This is a genomic window from Clostridium sp. NSJ-145 (genome assembly GCF_021044725.1).
Classification (GTDB): Bacteria; Bacillota; Clostridia; order Clostridiales; family Clostridiaceae; genus Clostridium; species Clostridium disporicum_B.
Genome location: NZ_JAJNOS010000013.1, coordinates 51647 through 72085, shown reverse-complemented (window position 1 = coordinate 72085; position 20439 = coordinate 51647). Strand labels below are relative to the sequence as shown.

Here is a 20439-nt window from a genome sequence, read left to right as displayed (position 1 = left end):
TGGCTAAAATACTAGGATTGATTAATGTTTGGAACAAGGGAACAAGAATTATATATTAAGAACGAATAATAAGTAATAGTAATTATAGGTGCGCGTACACGCATATACACGCGTATAGGAAAAAATGGAGCTTGTTCCTATTCTTGTTCCACATAAGAATATATAAGATTGAAATTTAATGTTTATATACTTATCAAAATTTTGAGCTTTGGTATAATAAGAATAATGATTTAAATTGAAAAATAAGGAGATATATTATGGAACCTAAATATAAGATTTTTGATACACATGCTCACTATGATGATGAGGCTTTTGATGAAGATAGAGAAGAGGTATTAAAACAGATTCAAGAAGCTGGAGTTATAGGAGTATTAAATTGTGCTTGCTCTAGAAAAAGCTTAACGACAACTAATGAATTAACATTAAAGTATGATTTTATATATGGGGCATTAGGGATACATCCAAGTGATGCTTATGATTATAATGAAGACGTTAGAGCTGAGATTATAGAAAAGGCTAATTCTAATAAAAAGATATTAGCTATTGGAGAAATAGGATTAGATTATTATTGGGAAGAGAATCCAGATAGAGAAACTCAAAAAAGAGTCTTTAGAGAACAGATGGAATTAGCTAGAGAGTTAAAACTTCCAGTTGTTATTCATGATAGGGATGCACATAAAGATACACTAGATATAATGAAGGAATATCCAGAGGTTAAGGGGATAGTTCATTGTTTTTCAGGTAGTGTAGAATTTGCTAAAGAATGTGTAAAATTAGGTTACTATATAGGAGTAACAGGAGTAGTTACATTTAAAAATGCTAAAAAAATAGTAGAAGTAGTGGATGAAATTCCTATTGATAGATTATTAGTTGAAACTGATTGCCCTTATATGGCACCAGTACCTAATAGAGGAAAAAGGAATAAATCGGATTATATTGAATATATAATAGAACAAATAGCTGAAATAAAGAAAATTGACCCGATTAATGCAAATATCAAATTAAATGAGAATTTTGAGAGGTTGATTTCAAGAGAAAAGTAAAGTAAAATAATACTACAGGTTTTCCTTTTATTTCCATCACAATTAACATAATATCATCAAAAACTTAACATTTTAATAACTATAAAAACAGCTATCATTTTATTTATTTTATTTTTTATGTACAGTGGTACATTTTTAGTAGTTAAATATAGTAAGAGTGGTAAATTTGACAAAAAGTATTGAATTATAATATAATTCAAATACACTCTTGCCAAAGGAGGTTTAGGTAGATGATAGAAAAATGTAAGGAATACCTTAAAAGAAATTTTTCTAATAGTCCTAAGGCAAAGATTTTGTTATGTGCTATTGTGACGGTAGTTATAGCATTATCTGTAGCGAGTCTGAGAAAAACTGTAACGTTAGTTGTAGATGGAAATGAAGTAAAAGTTACAACGTTTAAAGGGACTGTTAAAGATCTAGTATTAGATCAAGGAATAGAACTTACTGAAAAGGACAAAGTGCAGCCAGCTTTAGATGACAGATTATCAGAAGGCGAAAAGATAACAATTACGAAAGCTGTAGAGGTTCAGTTAATAACAATGGATAAGGAATTATCAATTTTAACAGCTGAAAAAACTGTAGAAGATATGTTAGATGCTGAATACGAAGCGCTTAAGTCACAAGGAATTGAATTTATAAAGAATATAGATGAGGTTGAGCCTAATCTTGATACAAAAATACAAAAGAATTTACAAATTAAATTAGTTAAGGTTGAAGAGGTAAAAGAAGTCGCAACTGAGACAATTCAATTTGATACAGTTACAGAAGAAGATGGAAGTTTAGACATAAGTGTTGAAGAAATTAGACAAGAAGGAGTTCCTGGGCAAAAAGAAATTACTTATAGAGTACTGAAAAAAGATGGCAAAGAGGTTTCTAGAGAAGTAGTAGGTTCTAAGGTAGTAGCCGAACCAGTAAATGAAATAATTGTTCAAGGGACAAGAAGGACCTTCGCAAGTAGAAGTGGAGAGGTTCTTGATTATAAAGAACTTCTGTATTGTGAGTCTACAGCTTATACAGGTGATGGAATCACCGCTACTGGAACTGTTCCAGTGTACAACCCTAATGGTATAAGTACTATAGCTGTCGATCCAAGAGTAATTCCGCTAGGATCATTAGTATATGTTGATGGCTATGGAAAAGCTGTTGCCGCAGATACAGGAGGAGCTATTCAAGGAAGTATAATTGATATATATGTAAATAGTCACGATCACGCTACCAGTTGGGGTAGAAAATATGGTGTGCCTGTATATATATTAGCTTATCCAGGAGAATGGTAAAGGAAAGAGGTTAGTTTGGACTAGCCTCTTTTTATATGTGTACAAATAAAAATATATATTATAAAAAATGTAAATTCTAATTTTTTATAAGAGTGGATTTGCTATTATAAAGTTTGACATAATAGAGATATAGGGATACAGTAATATAAGATATACTATGAAAGGAAGATAGTACTTTGATTAAAGAAGTTATAGTAGTAGAGGGAAGAGACGATATTACTGCAGTAAAGCAAGCAGTAGATGCAGAAATGATAGCAGTTGGTGGATTTGGAATTAATGCAAAGGTAATAGCAAGAATTAAAGAAGCCCAAAAGAGAAAAGGTGTAATAGTTCTTACTGATCCAGATTTCGCTGGAGAAAAAATAAGAAAAATAATAGCTAAAAGAGTGCCAGGGATAAAGCATGCTTATATTGCTCAAGAAGACGGAATTAAGGGCGATGATATAGGTGTAGAAAATGCAACTCCTGAAGTTATAATAGAAGCATTAAATAGAGCTAAGGTAACATTAGAAGTAAAAGAAAAAGTATTTGATTATGAGGATATGATTTATTTCAAGCTTACTGGAGATAGTAATTCTAAGGCAAGAAGAATTGAACTAGGAAAAGAGCTAGGAATAGGATATGGTAATGCAAATCAAATGTTATCTAGATTAAATAATTACGGAATTACTAAAGAAGAATTTATAAATGCTATAAATAAAATAGATAAAAAATTAGAAGAGGGTAAATAGATGGATATACAAGATGTAAAAACAGCCGAATTGGTTAAAAAATATAATTTTAAATTTACTAAAAGCTTAGGACAAAACTTTTTAGTAGATCAATCTGTTCCAAGAGACATAGTAGATGGAGCTGATGTTGGTCCAGAGGATTTAGTTATAGAAATAGGACCAGGGGTAGGTACATTAACAGCTCAATTATTAAAAATAGCTAAAAGAGTTGTAGCTATAGAATTAGATGATACCCTAATACCAATACTTACAGAAGAATTAGGAGGATATTCTAATTTTAGTCTTATACATAATGATGCATTAAAAGTAAACTTTGATGAGATAATAGGTGACGAGAAAAGCGTAAAACTAGTTGCTAATCTTCCATATTATGTTACAACTCCAATAATAGTAAAGCTATTGAAGGAAAAGCATAAGTTTAAATCATTAACTATAATGATTCAAAAGGAAGTAGCAGAGAGAATGAATGCAGAACCTGGTAATAAGGAGTATGGTGCATTAACTTTATTGGTTCAATACTATTGTAATACTAAGATTGTTAGAAAAGTACCACCTGCTTGTTTTATACCAAGACCAAAGGTAGATTCTATAGTTATAAGATTAGATAAACTTGATGAACCAAAAGTAAAGGTAGATAATGAAAAATTATTCTTTGATATAATAAGAAATTCATTTAATATGAGAAGAAAAACTTTATGGAATGGCGTAAAGAGCATTGGACCAGCAAAAGAAAAATTAGAAGAGGCATTTGAAAAGGCTGGAGTTGATCCTAAGAGAAGAGGAGAAACACTAACTATACAAGAATTTGCAACATTATCTAATTGTATAAATGAAATAATTTAAATAATTAATAATTAAAGTCAGCGAAAGCTGGCTTTTTTCATTAATTAATAATTATAAATTCTTCAGTTTTAATTATTAACATATTTGGCTATGCAATGCATATAATATATGGAATTTATATAAATTGGAGGTTCTATAGAGTGGCAAGTAACAATAAATTGTATAGAAACTTTATAATATTGCAAGAAGACGAGAGAGGATATTCTAATGCAACAGGTAAAACGCTATCAGGATATTCTAAGATTGAAGCAAGAGCAGAAAAATGCAAAGTTTCTTTCTATGCTCAAAACTTGAAAAAAGATACTGATGATTATCATATGGTACTTATCTGCTGTAAGAAAGATTGCAAACAAATAATCGATCTTGGAAAAATAGTAATAAGTGATACTGGTAAGGGAGAAATAACAAAAGAGTATGATGCGTCTAATATAGGTGGATTAGGAGTTAGCTTTGATAAGATATGTGGAGCTGCTGTGGCTAAAATGAAAGATGGACTACCTATATATGTTATGTGTGGATTTTTAAATAGTGAACAACCTTCAGACAATTGGAAGAATTATAAGGTTGTAAAATGCAATGAACATAAACCAATAACTATGGAGAAAAAGCCTAAGAAAGATGACTGTAAGGATGATAAAAAGTCAGATAAAAAATCAGAAAAGAAATCAGATAAGTGTGAACATAAAAAGAGAGATGATGATGATAAACCTGTAGAAATTTCTTCAATTAGTAAAGATGATAATAATGATAAGGTTCAAGAAGAACCTAGGGCAGAAGAAGTAAATACAGAAGAGACTAAAGTAGAAGAAGAAAAAGTAGAAGAGCCGAAGGTAGAGGAAGTTCCATATGTTCCTAGGGAAAACTTAAGAGGTAAGTTTGAAGAGTATGAAGAACAAATAGAAGCTGTTAAGGAATTTGACCCAGATGCTTCTGATATAAGAGGTAGTATAGGAGAATATTTTGAAGCAGTAGCTAACGGATTCGAAAGATGTAAGGGTAAATATAAGGAAGTTAAATATACAAAATGGTATAAGGTTCCTGTAAATGATTTATATGAAATGTGTAATATGTCTAATTATAATAAATATACTTTAGCGTATTATCCTATGCTTAACTACTATCCTTATATTAAAAAACATGGATATTTTATGTTAGGATATAAATGTGATTCTGAAGGAAACTTAAAATATATAGTTTATGGAATTCCAGGAAAGAAAGATAAAGATGAACAACCTTATGATGGAAAGACTGGATTTGTTACATGGGTAAATGATAATGACAGTGATGAAGTAGGATGTTGGTTAATGTTCTATGATTATAAGAATTCAACTGTGGTTGTTCCTATGCAATAATTGGGAAATGTATAGGAAATATGTAACATTAATGTTTGCGATTAATTAATTAAAGTATTATAATTATTTATAATTAGGAGAAGTATTTATACTTCTCCTAATTACTTTAATTAAAAGGTATATAAAGGAGAAAAAAATGACAAGAAAAGCAAAAGTAACTTTGTTATCAATTTTTCTAGTAACTATGACTATCTTAGGAGGATGTAATCCTATAGAAAGTATAGAGAAAAAATTTGGAATTAGGAATGAGTATTTTGAGTTTTTAAATAATAATAATGTAAGTAAAATTAGTATTCAAAGTACTAGAGATCCAGGTTTTAAGTTTATTGTAACAGAGGATAGTGCTATAAAAAATATGTATCAACTCTTAGCAAAATCAAAAGTAAGCGAAAGTAAGTCAACATTAGAGCCTGATTATATATTTGAATTTCAAATAGGTGAAGAAGTAAGAAACTTTTATTATGTAGTTGGTTCTGATGAAGGTAATTTTTACAATGATAATGATATTTTCACAACATCTAAGAGGTTAGATGAAGGAATAATACAGAATCTTTCATTTATAAGAAAACCAAGAGATTTTGATTATATATACTATCAATCAATTTTAGATGTATTAAATGTTATTAAAGATAAAATAAAGCTAAGTGATTATAATATAGGAATAAATATTCAAGGAGATATTGAATGTTTAAAATACGTATTTTCAATTGATTTAAAGAGCTTTTTAGAAAAAGCTAGAAAAATAGCTCCTAATATAGACTTAGTAAAAAACAATGATGAAAATTTTGATTTAGTAATAACAGTTAAAAATAGAGGATATGATAGTACAAATTATAAAACGAAAATAACTGTTAATGATAGAATACAAAAATATACTGATGAATATTTCATAACTGCAGTGAATGAATTTAAGGAATGGAATATTAAAGTAAGTGAAGCAAACAATAAACCTAAAGATTGGTAAGGAGGAGAGAGAAATGGGAAATTGTTCAACATGTTCAAGTAAAGCAAGCTGCAATGCTAGTAAATCAGCAGAAAATAATTGTGGAAAAATATCAATAAAACATGGAAAAATAAAAAATGTAATTGGAGTTATAAGTGGAAAAGGTGGAGTTGGAAAGTCTACAGTATCAGGAATTTTAGCAGTTAATTTAGCTAAAAAAGGATATAAGGTTGGAGTATTAGATGCCGATATAACAGGACCATCAATGCCAAGATTCTTTGGTATAAATGAACAAAGAGCTAGAATGATAGCTGTGGATGAAAATAATGCGATTTTTGAACCAGTTATAACTAAGAGTGGAATAAAAGTAATGTCTATGAATCTTTTAATACCAAAGGAAGATGAGCCAGTTATATGGAGAGGACCAGTAGTAACTGGAGTTCTTACTCAAATGTTTACTGATACAAATTGGGGAGAATTAGATTACTTAATAATTGATATGCCACCAGGAACTTCAGATATAACGCTAACTATAATGCAAAGTTTTCCTATATATGAGCTTGTAGTAGTATCAACGCCACAAGATATGGTTTCTATGATAGTTAAGAAAGTAGTATCTATGGCTGAGAAAATGAATATAAAAATTAAAGGTTTAATTGAGAATATGGCATATATAGTATGTACAGATTGTGATAAGAAATTAAAAGTATTTAGCAATAAGTCATCAGAGGAGCATGCAGAATATTTAGGATTGCCTTTATTAGGAGAATTACCTATAAACTTAGAATTAACTGAGGCTGTCAACGAAGGAAGAGCAGAGGAATATATAAAAGATAATAGCTTATATAGTTTAATTTTTGAAGGATTATATTAAAAAGTAAAAAGCGATACATAAAAATCACCATCTGGGGAAAATTAGTATTGTGATTTTTTATAAGAGGTGATAATTATGAAAGCAAACGTAGATCAAGAAACTTGCATTGGATGTGGAATGTGTCCATCAATCTGTCCAGAAGTATTTGATATGAATGATGACGGAAAAGCACATACAATAGTGGATGAAGTTCCAGCAGGAAAAGAAGATGAAGCACAAGATGCAGCTAATAGCTGTCCAGTAAGTGCAATATCAGTAGATTAAAAAAAGATGCCTAATGGGCATCTTTTTTTATATATTAATATTTGAACTCGGATTAAGTGTTTTTAATATTTGATTTAAAGGTAGTAATCCTAATATTACTAAACAAATTAAAAGTTCTATACCTACAGCTGGACCATTTACTGCTAATGAATATATTGCAGGAGACATACCAGCAGGTGCATATTCACCAAAGAAAACAACTCCAGAAATAAAGTGGCATATAAATCTTAAAAACATTCCTACAGTAGCTCCAATTAGTTTTTTATCCCTAAAGAAGCCAGCTATCCCTACAGCCATAAATGGAAGAGGATAATCAAATAGTACTTGAATAGGACTTAATATATACGGATTAATCATTAGCTTTAATAAGCCAAAAAGGAATCCTGTAAATATCCCAACAGATGGTCCATAAACATATGAGATTATAAATATAGGAATCATGCTACCAAGAGATACGCTTCCACCACCATTAGGGAATGTGTAAAGCTTTATCATATCTAATATGATAGCTAATGCTAAAGCTAGTCCAATTCTAGCCATAAGTTGAGCATTAAATTTTATAGATTTAAATTTGATAAATGCAATTAGTAAAATACCGCATGCAAGTAATGTTAGTAGTGTTAATGGACTACTAAATAGTGTTTTAAAATTTTCTGATAAGGTTGCTAGAAAATTTGTCATAAAAAAATACCTCCTTGTTTTGCGCAAGAGGTACCAGTTAAACGAAAATAATAAAAATCCGTATATAGCTTCCCTACGCTGGTATTACCCAGATCAGGTAAAGAAGGGTTAATGATAAAATCATCTCTCAGCCAATTGGCACCCCTAGCACCTTATATAAGATATATTATATAAATTGCTAAAAAAAGTCAATAGATTTATCATGTATGTTAGAAGGTTTATAATTAATACTATAAGTGCCGTTGTACAATCTATCTAAACTTATATTACTACCTATTGGAGATGTATGGCTGAATGATGATAATGGTAGAGTAACAACTGAGTCATCTTCTAATAAGACAAATACTTCCGTTGGCGTATAATCTAAAATAGTTCCTTTCATATTTATTCCTCCTTAGATAACTTTGTGTTAGTTTATGTAATTTTAAAAAAAAATACACCTAAGGTTTTCCCTTAAGTGTAAAATTTATAAATACAAATCACCATAAACTAATCTAAATACTTTTAAAGATTCTTCAATCTTTGGCTTTAATAAAGATTTTCTGTAAGAAAACTCCTTTTCACCCAGAGGAGTTAAAGAATACAATTTTTGAGTTTTCTTTTTTAAATCATTCCATTCACCAACAACTAGGCCTTCTTTTTCTAGCTTTTTTAATAATGGATATATACCACCAGTACTAGGAGACCAAAGTCCTTTTGTTCTTTCAGATATTTTTGTTGATATATCGTTGCCGTTAGTAGGTCCCATACTTAATATATATAAAACATATATAGGTAAAAGTCCTTTAGCGAATACTTGCCCAACAGCTTCTTTTTCTTTCTGAACCTTTTTTAGTTCAGAAAGTTTTTGTTTATACTCTTCATGGAGCCTCTTTTCTTCTGCCTTTAGATCTTCTATGTTGCTAAAATCATAATTAGCCATAATTATTAATCAACAACCTTTACACAGAAGCCCATTAATCCTGGACCGCCATGTACACCAAGAGCAGGACTGATTTCAGAAAGTTTTAAGCTATTAATGTTGTCTAATCCTTTTAATGACTCCATGTATTTGATGGCTTCAGCTTCACAACCACCTTGAAGTACAGTTACATCACATTTGTTTTTTGCAAGGTGTGTTTTTAATATATCAGTAAGTTTTGATAAAGCTTGTTTTCTGCCTCTAGCTTTAACAATATTGTAGTATACACCATTTTCATCTGTTGTAATTATAGGTTTTAAATTTAACATTTCTCCAAGAGTTCCGGCAACTCTTCCGATTCTTCCACCTTTTTTTAAATATTCTAAGGTATCTATAGTAAAGTAACCAGTTATTTTTTCACGAATTTTAGGTAGAGCTTCGATTATTTCTTCGAAAGTTTTTCCAGACTTTATAAGCTTTGATACTTCTATAACTATTTCACCTTCAGGATAAGCTAAGATTTTAGTATCGTAAACATAAGAAGTAAGGTTAGGATGATCTTCTAAGCTTAATCTTAATGAATTAGCTGTTCCAGAAAGACCACCAGATATACATATTGCTATTACATGAGTATATCCTTCTTCTTCTAATTTAGTTAGTATTTTTTCAGTTGTTTCTGGGCTTGGTAAAGATGTTTTTGGTACCTCTTTATCTAAGTTCGCATAAACATCACTAGCTTTTATATCTATTTTATCTTGATATTCACCAGTAGAATAAGAAATTCTAAGTGGTAATAAGTTTACATTATATTCTCTAAGTTCTTCTAAGCTTAGGTCACTACCGCTATCGGTTATTAAAGCAATTTTTTGCATAATTAATCCTCCGAAATTATTTTATTAATTTTATTATATCATAAAAGATATCATTATCAATATTGATAATGTATATGTAGTTATCAGTATTGATAATATCTGTTATATATTTTGTACAATTTAAAATAAAATAGACATATTTAATAAGTGTTAAAAAAGGAAGATAAAATAAAAAAACATTCAAAAATAAGGCTAGATTACCAGCTATATAGGTAAATCGAAATTGCTTTAAAAATTTAAAAAAATTATAATTATAATACAAGATATTGTGTGTAGGGAGTGAAGAAAATGCTATATGTGGTAAAGAGGGATGGTAGAGAAGTAAGATTTAATTCAGATAAAATTGCTAATGCTATAAAAAAAGCTGCTAAGGAGATTGAATATAACCTTAGAGAAAGCCAAGTATTAGATATCGTACAAAAAGCTATAAATTATATAGAGATGACTGGAAAAGAAAAAGTATCTGTAGAAGAAGTACAAAATTTAGTTGAAAAAGCTTTAAATGATAGCGGATATGAAAAAATTCAAAAGGTATATTCAACTTACAGAATTGAAAGAACACGAGTTAGAGAGATAAAATCAGATTTGATGAAAGCGATTAATAAGATAGGAATCGAAACTGATAGAGATAACGCGAATGTTGGAAATAATTTTAGTTCAAAGTTATTGAGAATAGCTTCTGAATCTAATAAATGGCACAATTTAGCTACTATGCCTAAGCACTTAGCAAAGGCACATGAAAATGGAGAATTATATTTTCATGATTTAGATTCTTATAATCTTACAATAAATTGTCTTCATATACCAACAAAAGAGATTTTGGAAAAAGGCTTTAATACAGGTTATGGAACAATATGTCCTCCAAAAAGAATAGAAACTGCAGCGGAGCTTTCTTGCATATTACTTCAATCAAGTCAAAATGATATGTTTGGAGGTCAATCTCATCCAGATTTCGATAACGATATAAGTGTATTCATAGAACCTACAAGACAAGAAATAAGAAAGGAATTAGAGGAGCTTGGAATTGACGAGGAAAGATTAGATGAATTAGTAGAAAAAAAATTAAATAAGAGAATTCATCAAGCTATGCAAGGAATAGTATTTAATCTAAATACTATGCATTCTCGTGCAGGATCACAGGTTCCATTTAGTTCTATAAATTTAGGTATTCCATATACAAGAGATGCTGCACTTGTATGCGAAGCATTTTTAGAAGAATATGAAAAAGGATTAGGAAAGGGAGAACAACCTATATTCCCTAATATCATTTTTAGAGTAAAAGAAGGTGTAAATAGGGAGCCTAAAGATCCATATCATTATCTATATCAATTAGCATGTAGAGTAGCATCTAAAAGAATGAATCCTACATTTATGAATATAGATGCAGATTTCAATAAAGAATTTTATGATAAGGGATATATGCCAGCAACTATGGGATGTAGGACTTATTTAATGAAAAATGTTAATGGAGAGCCAGGTTGTAAAGGAAGAGGAAATATAGCACCAGTTACAATAAACCTTCCAAGAGTAGCTATAGAATCAGGAAAAAATATTGATAAGTTTTTTGAAATATTACAACAAAGATTATCATTAGCAAAAGAAGCACTCCTAAATAGATATGGAGTTCTTAAAAATCTTAAAGTTAAGGATTTACCTTTTGTAGCAGGTCAAGGATTGCTAAGGGGCTCAGAAGGGTTAAAAGAGGATGATTCTATTGAGCCAATATTAAAGCAAGGAACTTGGGGAATTGGTTTTATAGGCCTTGCTGAAGCACTAGTTGCTTTAACTGGAAAGCATCATGGTGAGAGTAAAGAGTCAAGAGAATTAGGACTAAAGATAGTAGGTTTTATTAGGCAATATACAGATAGATTAGTTGAGGAGACTAATTTAAATTGGAGCTGTTATGCTACTCCAGCAGAAGGCTTATCAGGAAAATTTATAAAAAATGATAAAAAGGTTTATGGAATTATAGAAGGTGTAACGGATAAGGAATATTACACTAATAGTTATCACATACCAGTAAAATACCCAATATCAATAAAGGATAAAATTGATATTGAAGCACCTTATCATAAGCTTTGTAACGCAGGACATATATCTTATATAGAAGTTGATGATAGGCCATCACCGGAGACTATCATGGATATATTAAACTATGCTTATAAAGAAACTAATATAAGCTATGTAGGAATAAATTTTCATATAAGATATTGCAAGGATTGTGGTAATTATTTATTTAGTCATGAAGTAACTTGTCCAAACTGCAAAGGAAGTAATATTCAAGGAGTATCCAGAGTAACAGGATATTTAAGTTTAGATGAAAGGTTTGGCCCAGGAAAATATGAAGAAAGACAAGATAGGTATTGTCATTTTAGCGGAAAGAAAAATTCTTATAAATAGATGATTTCAAAGAAATAAAGTTACTAGCATTAATGTAGGTAACTTTATTTTTTTAATAATTATTATAGTTAGTTTAGTGTTTTTAAAAATATGGATAAAGTCAAAATAATACAATAATATATTTTAAAATTAAGATAGGGAGGTTATGAGTGTCGTAGATAAAGTTAATAATAGATTTAGGTGAAACTGTATCTACGATAGAAGTTGTTGAAGAGTTTTGCAGATATATTAATTAGCTAAGAATAAATAGGTTTAATGATATATGAGGTGGTTATATTGGTAAAGGAAGTAAGATTATCAGGTATTGCTTATGAAAGTTTAGTAAATGGACCGGGAATGAGAAGAGTATTTTTTTCACAAGGTTGTAAACATAATTGTGAAGGTTGTTTTAATCCAGAAACACATGACTTTTCAGGTGGAGAAGTAAGAAATATGGATGAGCTTATAGAAGATGTATTAAAAAATAAAATGATAAAAGGTGTAACTTTTAGTGGAGGAGACCCTTTAGAACAAGCAGATAAATTTGCATATATGGCTAAGGCTTTTAAAGATGCTGGATTAAATATATGGTGTTATACAGGATATACATTTGAGAGTCTATTAGAAAAGATGGAAAATGATAATGAAGTTAGAGAATTGCTTGAAAATATTGATGTATTAGTAGATGGAAAATTTCAATTGGATAAAAAGGAGGATGGACTTAGATTTAGAGGGTCTAGTAATCAAAGAATAATAGATGTAAAAGAGAGCTTACTTAGAGACAAAATATCTATTTTAGAATATTAGAATTTGCTTAATAACTAAGTTTTTAGATGGATTATTATAAAAGAACACAAAAAAAGCGCTTGCGCGCTTTTTCATTAATAATGGGGGGATGGGACCTGCATTAAATGCAAGTTGTTATTACATTATAAGTATGGACTTAAATTAGAATTTATATACAACATATTTGTAAAAAAATAAAAAAAGTTAAAAAAATAGAACCCTTTTAGGGCTCTATTTTTTTAGAAGTCTGATTGACCAGTTGTTCTTGGGAATGGAATTACGTCTCTTATGTTAGACATACCAGTGATGTACATTATTAATCTTTCAAATCCAAGACCAAATCCAGCATGCTTAGTTTCTCCGTATTTTCTAAGCTCTAAATACCACCAGTAATCTTCCTCTTTAAGATTTAATTCAGCCATTCTAGCCTTTAATACATCAAGTCTTTCTTCTCTTTGGCTTCCACCGATGATTTCTCCTATTCCAGGAACTAAACAGTCAGTTGCTGCAACAGTTTTTCCATCATCGTTAAGTCTCATATAGAATGCCTTAATGTCTTTTGGATAGTCAGTAACGAATACTGGTCTTTTGAATATTTCTTCAGTTAAATATCTTTCATGTTCAGTTTGAAGGTCAATTCCCCATTCAACTGGATATTCGAAAGTCTTACCACAATTCTTTAACATTTCAACTGCTTCAGTATAAGTAACTTTTCCGAAATCAGAAGATACTATGTGATTTAATTTATCTAATAGTCCTTTTTCTATAAACTGATTAAAGAATGCCATTTCTTCAGGACATTCATCCATAACGTATTTGATTACGTATTTTAACATTGCTTCAGCTAACTCCATATCATCTTGTAAGTCAGCAAAAGCTATTTCAGGTTCAACCATCCAGAATTCAGCAGCGTGTCTAGCTGTATTTGAATTTTCAGCTCTGAAAGTTGGTCCAAAAGTATAAACATTTCTAAATGCTAAAGCGTAACATTCAGCGTTTAATTGACCAGAAACTGTAAGGTTAGTTTCTTTTCCAAAGAAATCTTCCTTATAGTTTATTTTTCCATCTTCAGTTCTTGGAATGTTATCTAAGTCTAAAGTACTTACTCTAAACATTTCTCCAGCACCTTCACAGTCACTACCTGTTAAGATTGGAGTGTTTGTATAAACAAATCCTTGGTCTTGGAAGAACTTATGGATAGCATAAGCAGCTACTGAACGTACTCTGAATACTGCAGAGAAAGCATTACTTCTTGGTCTTAAGTGAGCTATTGTTCTTAAATATTCAAATGTATGTCTTTTCTTTTGTAGTGGATAATCTGAATCAGACATACCTTCAATAACTACTTCTTTTGCTTGTATTTCAAAAGGTTGTTTAGCCTCAGGTGTAGCAACTAAAGTACCCATTACTTTTATAGATGAACTTATTGGAAGCTTTGATACTTCTTTAAAGTTTTCTAAATTATTATCAAAAACCACCTGAACGTTTTTGAAGAAACTACCATCGTTTACTTCTATAAACCCAAATGCGTTAGATGCTCTTAAAGTTCTTATCCATCCAGATATAACAATATCCTTAGAGAAAAACTCTTCAGAATTTCTGTAAAGTGATTTAACTAAAACTTCGTTTTTCATAAAATTTTACCTCCTTGTAACATTATTAAATAAAATAAAAAAACCTCTCGTTCCCATAAAATATGGGACGAAAGGATTACTTACGTGGTACCACCCAAATTGCCTAAAAAGGCCACTTAGTAAATTATTAACGGTATTTAGCCGTCTAAGCCTACACAAGCAATTGCTTTTTCGGTTAGAAACTCCGAGATGTTCTTCGCTTTTAACTTCGTATAAGGCTTACACCATCCCTTACTCGCTAAGACTACATTTAAAAGTTACTCTTCTCATCATAGTTAATATAATTATATGAATAAATCTTAATTAGTGTTAAGGTTATAAGTTAGATTTATTAAACTCTACCTTAATTTTAATAATTCGATTTTACAATACTTTACTAACATTTGCAACCTAAATTCATAATATATATTTATAGAGTATTCATTGGAGGTTGTAATGAATAAGAAGGATTTTTTACAAGAAAAATATGAAGAACTAAATAGACTAAAGATATCAATTCAAGACTATCCTAAAGAATCTATAGATAACATACTTAAATCTATTAGTAATATATGTGATGAGATAAACAAACATTTAGAAAATAAGAAACATAAAGAGGATAAGGATATTAAGAATACTAAAGAGAATAATGAAAATGATTATAATGATGAGTGTATTGATAATAATATCGAAGAGAAAGAAAATGATAGTAATGAAAATAGGAAAAGAAAGAAAAAGAGTAACGAGAAACATAATATTGAAAGAGAGGAGATTATACTTACAGAGCAAGAGCTTTCTGAGTTTAATGGGAAAGATGGAAAGCCGCCTTATATAGCTATAGATGGGATAATTTATGATGTAAGTAAAATAAATAAGTGGAAAAATGGACAACATCATGGAATGTTAGCAGGCCAAGTATTAACTGAAGAGTATTATAAGTGTCATAGTAAAAAGTTAAATTTAATAAAGAAAGCAAGAGTAGTTGGTAAGTTAAAAGAAGAAAATAGAGGAGATAGGGTTTTTACTAAGCAGGAATTAAGCAAGTATAATGGTAAAAATGGAATGCCAGTTTATGCAGCTGTAAATGGAGTCGTATATGACTTTACAAAAATTCTACAATGGCAAGGTGGAATGCATTATGGTTTAATGGCAGGACAGGATTTAACAGCATACTTTGAAGGGTGTCATTCAAATAATTTGGATATATTAAAAAATGGAACTGTTGTAGGTACACTTAAAGAGTCATAGAATGAAAAATATAAATTTAATTAATAAAAAAGCCTTCGGCTAGAATATACACTAGCTGAAGGCTATATTTATCTCTTTGAATAAGCAAATTACTTCTAAACATCAAAGAAATATAATTATTTAACTAACGGTACTAAAAGTTATTCTTGGCCACTTTCATAAGAGTGAGTTATTGAATTAGGGAAGTTTAACATAGCACAATCCTTAACTATTCTTTTGAATTCATATTCAATTTCTCTAATAGAAACATTTACTTCACCGTCATCAGAAATATCTATAAGTGCATAAGTGCAGTTAGGGCGACCAATTTTAGGTTTTCCTACACTACCTACATTAATATAAAGTTTATTATCAAATTTTTTGCAAGAAGGTATGTGGGTATGTGCACAAACTAAAACATCACCTGTAAAGTTGTTCATTGCTTGAACGGTATTTTCTCCATTTTCAAATAAGTACTCATTTATTTTTTCAGGACTTCCGTGAGTAAATACTATATTAACTCCATTAATAGAATATTCTAATTTAAGAGGTAGAGAATCTAAATAGTATTTATTAGAAACTCTAACTTCATTAACAGCCCAAGGTAAAGAAAAAGAATTTATAGTTGTATTTCTAATATAAGTATAATCACCATCTACAACAGAAGCATCGTAATTACCCTTTATACATGGAATCTCTCTTCTTCTTATTAAAGCAACTACTTCATTAGGATGTGGTCCATATCCTACTAAATCACCAAGACAGATTATCTTATCAACTTTTTGTTCATCTATATCTTCAAGCACTTTCATAAGTGCATATAAGTTTCCGTGAATGTCTGAGATTGCAGCTATTTTCATAAATTTATTTCCTCCTATTTACTAATAATATAATTATAACATTCAAATTTATTAATAAAAGAATAAATTCAAAGTTATAGATATTATAAAAATTTTGAAGTATTATTTATTAAAGAAACTCATTTTTTTATAAATTAAAATGATTAAATAGGAATATGAATGGAAGGTATGAAAAATGAAAGATTCAAGAGTTAAAAATGTATTAGTTCAAATGGAAAAAAATAATTTATCTCAAATACTTGTTACATCGCCTGAATCTATTTTTTACTTAACAGGAAAAATGATTCATCCAGGTGAGAGATTTTTAGCATTATATTTAGATGCTAATGGAAATCATAAATTTATAGTAAATAAGCTTTTCCCTATACACGAAGACTTAGGTGTAGAAATTGTTTGGTACGATGATATTGAAAATCCAATAGATAGATTAGCTAAGATAGTTAAGGCTGGGGAAGTTTTAGGTGTAGATAAAGATCTTCGTGCAACTTTCTTAATTGACTTAATGGAGAGAAATGTAGTTAAAACATTTACAAATTCATCACCAATAATTGATATGTTAAGAGCTATTAAAGATGCAGAAGAGATTCAAATAATGAAAGAAGCTTCTAAAATTAATGATGCCGTTATGCTAAAGCTTTGGAAGAATTTAAAACCAGGAAATTCTGAAAAATATTATGCTAATCTTTTATCAGAGATATATGAAGAAGAAGGTGCATCAGGATTTTCATTCTCTCCAATAATAGCTACTAGTCCAAATGGAGCAGATCCTCATCATGGAACAGGTAAGGATAAGATTAAAGTTGGAGATAGTGTAGTTTTAGATATTGGTGGAAGATATAAAAACTACTGCTCTGATATGACTAGAACAGTCTTTATAGGGAAAGAACCAAGTAAAGAGCATGCTGAAATTTATAATATAGTTAAAAATGCTAATGAAAAGGCTATTTCTATAATAAAAGAAGGAGTTAAATTCTCAGATATAGATAAGGCTGCTAGAAACTTAATAACTGATGCTGGATATGGAGAATATTTTACTCACAGAACAGGGCATAGTATAGGAATTGAAGTTCATGATTTTGGTAATGTAAGTTCAGTAAATCATGATGAAGTAAAGGCTGGAATGATATTCTCTGTAGAACCTGGTATATACCTAAAAGATAATATAGGAGTAAGAATTGAAGATTTAGTTCTTGTAACAAAGGATGGATGTGAAGTTCTAAATTCAGTTACTAAAGAAATTACTGTAATTTAAATAGGCAATAGTTAATTAGGTAATATGTAAAAGATAGTTAATTATAATAAGAGTTAAGTTAAACTTAGCTCTTATTTTTTTATGATAAAATTTTTATATGGAAAGTGTAAGATTAATATAAATATTTCGTTATATAAAGTAGAGGCTCAGTAAGGGGAATGTTATGAGAATAAATGAAAAAAATTTTCTTTCAAAATTGAGAAAAAAAGATGAAAAAGCCGGCTTTATGCCGACTTTTTATTAGAAAGTTATATTTTTAAGTATTAAATTACTTCAATAACTCTATTCATTAATTTTATAAAGTCATTTTTAACTCTAGCAGAAGTTTCGATAACTTCTTCATGATTTAAAGGTTGATCTAAAATACCTGCAGCCATGTTAGTTAAGCATGAGATACCAACTGTTTTGATTCCACAGTGATTTGCAACTATAACTTCAGGAACAGTAGACATACCAACAGCATCTCCACCCATAATTCTAGCGAATTTTACTTCAGCTGGAGTTTCATAAGTTGGACCTGAGAACATTACATATACACCTTGTTTTAAATCTATTCCAAGTTCTTTACCTACATTTAATACCTTATTTCTTAATTCTAAGTTATATGCCTCAGACATATCTGGGAATCTTGGCCCAAACTCATCTAAATTATGTCCGAATAAAGGATTTGAACCAGAGAAGTTTATATGGTCAGTTATAACCATTAAATCTCCAGCGTTAAAATCTTTATTAACAGCACCACAAGCGTTAGTTACTATAAGCTTTGATACTCCTAATAATTTCATAACTCTTACTGGAAAAGTTATTTTTTCCATAGAATATCCTTCGTAATAGTGGAATCTACCTTGCATTGCAACAACTTGTTTTCCACCTAAAGTTCCTATAACTAATCTTCCAGCATGGCCTTCAACAGTTGAAGTAGGGAAATTAGGAATATCAGAGTAATTATAGAATTCTGGGTTTTCTATAGAATCAGCTAAAGATCCTAGTCCAGAACCAAGTATTAGTCCAATTTCAGGTTTGTAATTACTTTTGCTTAATATGAAATCAGCAGAAGCTTTAATTTGAGTTAATAAATCCATTAAAATCACCTCTTAATTTTTATCTATTTAGTAAAAGTTCTCCTACTTTAACAACATCTCCAGCTCCAACAGTAAGAATTAAATCGTCTTTTTCAACCTTTGAAGCAAGATAATCTGCAACATCTTTATGAGTATGAAGATTTATACAATTTAAACCAGTTGCTCTAATTGCATCTCCTAATTGATCAGATGAAATAAGACCAGTATCTTTTTCTCTTGCAGCATATATGTCCATTAAAATAAGTTCATCTGAATCTTTAAAGCAATTAGTAAACTCTTCAAAAAGAGTTTTAGTTCTTGTGTAAGTATGTGGTTGGAAAACACAATATATTTTTTTATGAGGAATAATCTTAGCTGTTGATAAAGTAGCAGCAATTTCTACAGGATGATGAGCGTAATCATCAATTATTGTAGCCCCATTAAATTCACCTTTATGCTCGAAACGTTTGTGAGCTCCCTTACAATCAAATAAACCTTCAACTATATATTCATGAGGTATATTTAATATAAGAGAAGTACAAATACTAGCTAATGCATTTAATATATTATGCGATCCTGTTGTATTTAATTCAATATCGAAAAGATAGGTATCATCTTTAAATACTCTAAAGCTTGCGCAACCTCTATTATTGAACTTTATATTACGTGCAGTTACATCACCCTTATTTATACCATAACTTATAGTATTACATTTTGCATAATTTAAAACTTCCATAACTCTAGCATCTTCTGCACAACCAACTAAATATCCATCTGATGGAATTAAGTCAGAGAATTTTTTAAATGTGTCTTCTATATGATTTATATCTTTATAATAATCTAAGTGATCTGCATCAATATTTAATATTATTCCTATGTAAGGAAAGAATTTTAGGAAAGATGCCTTATACTCACAAGCTTCAGTAACGAAATATTCACTTTCACCTATTTTAAAATTACCATGTATAGCGTCAACATCACCACCAACTAAAATAGTTGGGTCAAGGTTTGCATTTAAAGTTATATGCGAAAGCATAGAAGTAGTTGTAGTTTTACCGTGAGTACCAGCTACAGCTACATTATATTTATGACCTTTCATTATATATCCTAAGAACTCGGCTCTATCCATTAGTTCAATGTTTTTTTCTTTTGCTTCTATTATTTCTGGATTACTAGCAGGAATTGCAGCAGTATATACTATTAAATCCACATTTTTAATGTTGTTTTTATTGTGACCTATGTATATTTCAGCACCAGATTTTCTTAATTTATTTAACACTTCAGATTCTTTTGCATCAGAACCAGAAACTTTATATCCTTTAGTTAATAAAACAGCAGCAAGTCCACTCATACTTACTCCGCCTATACCGATGAAGTGAACTTTCTTGTTTTTATCAGTATTTAAATCAAAAGACAAAATATCAACTCCTTTTAAATAGAATAGTTTCATTTATAATTATATACAAATTTATGAAGTTGA

20 protein-coding genes, 1 riboswitch and 1 other annotated feature are annotated in these 20439 nt (G+C 29.7%); of the genes, 12 read left to right on the top strand and 8 right to left on the bottom strand.

The annotated features are described in order from the left end of the window. The first annotated feature begins 257 nt into the window (after positions 1–257). The 8 genes from LQE93_RS12430 (at position 258) to LQE93_RS12395 (ending at position 7327) form a co-directional block, all read left to right on the top strand. Complete coding sequence (locus tag LQE93_RS12430) at positions 258–1043, top strand: TatD family hydrolase (protein ID WP_055265111.1); 786 nt, start codon at positions 258–260, stop codon at positions 1041–1043. A gap of 230 nt (positions 1044–1273) precedes the next feature. Next, positions 1274–2320: a 3D domain-containing protein gene (locus LQE93_RS12425; protein WP_186837750.1), complete on the top strand. Its 1047-nt coding sequence runs from the start codon at positions 1274–1276 to the stop codon at positions 2318–2320. Between the two features lie 176 nt (positions 2321–2496). After that, on the top strand, positions 2497–3051 hold the full coding sequence (gene rnmV, locus LQE93_RS12420; RefSeq protein ID WP_055265107.1) for a ribonuclease M5: 555 nt from the start codon (positions 2497–2499) through the stop codon (positions 3049–3051). Then, positions 3052–3894: a 16S rRNA (adenine(1518)-N(6)/adenine(1519)-N(6))-dimethyltransferase RsmA gene (gene rsmA / locus LQE93_RS12415; RefSeq protein WP_231073866.1), complete on the top strand. Its 843-nt coding sequence runs from the start codon at positions 3052–3054 to the stop codon at positions 3892–3894. Positions 3895–4034: 140 nt separating this feature from the next. After that, positions 4035–5246, top strand: coding sequence for a DUF7922 domain-containing protein (locus LQE93_RS12410; RefSeq protein ID WP_231073864.1), 1212 nt, complete (start codon positions 4035–4037; stop codon positions 5244–5246). Between the two features lie 136 nt (positions 5247–5382). Continuing rightward, positions 5383–6210, top strand: a complete 828-nt coding sequence (locus LQE93_RS12405; protein ID WP_055265101.1) for a hypothetical protein — start codon at positions 5383–5385, stop codon at positions 6208–6210. Between the two features lie 13 nt (positions 6211–6223). After that, positions 6224–7063 carry an Mrp/NBP35 family ATP-binding protein gene (locus LQE93_RS12400; RefSeq protein ID WP_055265099.1) on the top strand — a complete coding sequence of 280 codons (840 nt, stop codon included), beginning with the start codon at positions 6224–6226 and terminating at the stop codon, positions 7061–7063. 75 nt (positions 7064–7138) lie between these two features. Beyond that, on the top strand, positions 7139–7327 hold the full coding sequence (locus LQE93_RS12395) for a ferredoxin (RefSeq protein ID WP_055265097.1): 189 nt from the start codon (positions 7139–7141) through the stop codon (positions 7325–7327). Positions 7328–7354: 27 nt separating this feature from the next. Here LQE93_RS12395 and thiT read toward each other — a convergent pair whose 3' ends face one another. The 4 genes from thiT to LQE93_RS12375 all read right to left on the bottom strand — a co-directional run bounded on the left by thiT (position 7355) and on the right by LQE93_RS12375 (position 9781). After that, entirely contained in the window at positions 7355–8008 is a 654-nt protein-coding gene (gene thiT, locus LQE93_RS12390) for an energy-coupled thiamine transporter ThiT (RefSeq protein WP_231073862.1), read from the bottom strand. A 53-nt stretch (positions 8009–8061) separates the two neighbouring features. Then, positions 8062–8164, bottom strand: a riboswitch (TPP riboswitch). Positions 8165–8186: 22 nt separating this feature from the next. Beyond that, positions 8187–8390, bottom strand: coding sequence for a hypothetical protein (locus tag LQE93_RS12385; RefSeq protein ID WP_055265093.1), 204 nt, complete (start codon positions 8388–8390; stop codon positions 8187–8189). Positions 8391–8474: 84 nt separating this feature from the next. Then, complete coding sequence (locus LQE93_RS12380) at positions 8475–8930, bottom strand: PadR family transcriptional regulator (RefSeq protein WP_055265091.1); 456 nt, start codon at positions 8928–8930, stop codon at positions 8475–8477. 5 nt (positions 8931–8935) lie between these two features. After that, complete coding sequence (locus LQE93_RS12375; protein ID WP_055265089.1) at positions 8936–9781, bottom strand: DegV family protein; 846 nt, start codon at positions 9779–9781, stop codon at positions 8936–8938. Between the two features lie 288 nt (positions 9782–10069). On the opposite strand from LQE93_RS12375, the gene nrdD reads away from it, so the two are divergent. Then, complete coding sequence (gene nrdD / locus LQE93_RS12370) at positions 10070–12181, top strand: anaerobic ribonucleoside-triphosphate reductase (RefSeq protein ID WP_055265087.1); 2112 nt, start codon at positions 10070–10072, stop codon at positions 12179–12181. Positions 12182–12457: 276 nt separating this feature from the next. After that, on the top strand, positions 12458–12967 hold the full coding sequence (gene nrdG / locus LQE93_RS12365; protein ID WP_186837751.1) for an anaerobic ribonucleoside-triphosphate reductase activating protein: 510 nt from the start codon (positions 12458–12460) through the stop codon (positions 12965–12967). A gap of 218 nt (positions 12968–13185) precedes the next feature. On the opposite strand, the gene asnS is transcribed toward nrdG, so the two are convergent. After that, positions 13186–14580, bottom strand: coding sequence for an asparagine--tRNA ligase (asnS, locus tag LQE93_RS12360; protein ID WP_055265083.1), 1395 nt, complete (start codon positions 14578–14580; stop codon positions 13186–13188). A 60-nt stretch (positions 14581–14640) separates the two neighbouring features. Further along, positions 14641–14862, bottom strand: a binding site (T-box leader). A gap of 153 nt (positions 14863–15015) precedes the next feature. On the opposite strand from asnS, the gene LQE93_RS12355 reads away from it, so the two are divergent. Next, positions 15016–15807 carry a cytochrome b5 domain-containing protein gene (locus tag LQE93_RS12355; RefSeq protein WP_186837752.1) on the top strand — a complete coding sequence of 264 codons (792 nt, stop codon included), beginning with the start codon at positions 15016–15018 and terminating at the stop codon, positions 15805–15807. A gap of 140 nt (positions 15808–15947) precedes the next feature. On the opposite strand, the gene LQE93_RS12350 is transcribed toward LQE93_RS12355, so the two are convergent. Continuing rightward, complete coding sequence (locus LQE93_RS12350) at positions 15948–16646, bottom strand: metallophosphoesterase family protein (RefSeq protein WP_055265079.1); 699 nt, start codon at positions 16644–16646, stop codon at positions 15948–15950. Between the two features lie 175 nt (positions 16647–16821). Here LQE93_RS12350 and LQE93_RS12345 point away from each other — a divergent pair, with 175 nt between their 5' ends. Beyond that, positions 16822–17898, top strand: a complete 1077-nt coding sequence (locus tag LQE93_RS12345; protein ID WP_055265077.1) for a M24 family metallopeptidase — start codon at positions 16822–16824, stop codon at positions 17896–17898. A gap of 263 nt (positions 17899–18161) precedes the next feature. Here LQE93_RS12345 and LQE93_RS12340 read toward each other — a convergent pair whose 3' ends face one another. After that, positions 18162–18980: a purine-nucleoside phosphorylase gene (locus tag LQE93_RS12340; protein ID WP_055265075.1), complete on the bottom strand. Its 819-nt coding sequence runs from the start codon at positions 18978–18980 to the stop codon at positions 18162–18164. Between the two features lie 19 nt (positions 18981–18999). After that, on the bottom strand, positions 19000–20376 hold the full coding sequence (gene murC, locus LQE93_RS12335) for a UDP-N-acetylmuramate--L-alanine ligase (RefSeq protein WP_186837753.1): 1377 nt from the start codon (positions 20374–20376) through the stop codon (positions 19000–19002). Positions 20377–20439: the final 63 nt, after the last annotated feature.

What these genes read in the sequence shown, in the direction of transcription:
- LQE93_RS12430 (WP_055265111.1), top strand. Translation starts at nt 258, where the DNA reads ATGGAACCTAAATATAAGATTTTTGATACACATGCTCACTATGATGAT.
- LQE93_RS12425 (WP_186837750.1), top strand. Translation starts at nt 1,274, where the DNA reads ATGATAGAAAAATGTAAGGAATACCTTAAAAGAAATTTTTCTAATAGT.
- rsmA (WP_231073866.1), top strand. Translation starts at nt 3,052, where the DNA reads ATGGATATACAAGATGTAAAAACAGCCGAATTGGTTAAAAAATATAAT.
- LQE93_RS12405 (WP_055265101.1), top strand. Translation starts at nt 5,383, where the DNA reads ATGACAAGAAAAGCAAAAGTAACTTTGTTATCAATTTTTCTAGTAACT.
- LQE93_RS12400 (WP_055265099.1), top strand. Translation starts at nt 6,224, where the DNA reads ATGGGAAATTGTTCAACATGTTCAAGTAAAGCAAGCTGCAATGCTAGT.
- LQE93_RS12395 (WP_055265097.1), top strand. Translation starts at nt 7,139, where the DNA reads ATGAAAGCAAACGTAGATCAAGAAACTTGCATTGGATGTGGAATGTGT.
- thiT (WP_231073862.1), bottom strand. Translation starts at nt 8,008, where the DNA reads ATGACAAATTTTCTAGCAACCTTATCAGAAAATTTTAAAACACTATTT.
- LQE93_RS12385 (WP_055265093.1), bottom strand. Translation starts at nt 8,390, where the DNA reads ATGAAAGGAACTATTTTAGATTATACGCCAACGGAAGTATTTGTCTTA.
- LQE93_RS12380 (WP_055265091.1), bottom strand. Translation starts at nt 8,930, where the DNA reads ATGGCTAATTATGATTTTAGCAACATAGAAGATCTAAAGGCAGAAGAA.
- LQE93_RS12375 (WP_055265089.1), bottom strand. Translation starts at nt 9,781, where the DNA reads ATGCAAAAAATTGCTTTAATAACCGATAGCGGTAGTGACCTAAGCTTA.
- nrdD (WP_055265087.1), top strand. Translation starts at nt 10,070, where the DNA reads ATGCTATATGTGGTAAAGAGGGATGGTAGAGAAGTAAGATTTAATTCA.
- asnS (WP_055265083.1), bottom strand. Translation starts at nt 14,580, where the DNA reads ATGAAAAACGAAGTTTTAGTTAAATCACTTTACAGAAATTCTGAAGAG.
- LQE93_RS12355 (WP_186837752.1), top strand. Translation starts at nt 15,016, where the DNA reads ATGAATAAGAAGGATTTTTTACAAGAAAAATATGAAGAACTAAATAGA.
- LQE93_RS12350 (WP_055265079.1), bottom strand. Translation starts at nt 16,646, where the DNA reads ATGAAAATAGCTGCAATCTCAGACATTCACGGAAACTTATATGCACTT.
- LQE93_RS12345 (WP_055265077.1), top strand. Translation starts at nt 16,822, where the DNA reads ATGAAAGATTCAAGAGTTAAAAATGTATTAGTTCAAATGGAAAAAAAT.
- LQE93_RS12340 (WP_055265075.1), bottom strand. Translation starts at nt 18,980, where the DNA reads ATGGATTTATTAACTCAAATTAAAGCTTCTGCTGATTTCATATTAAGC.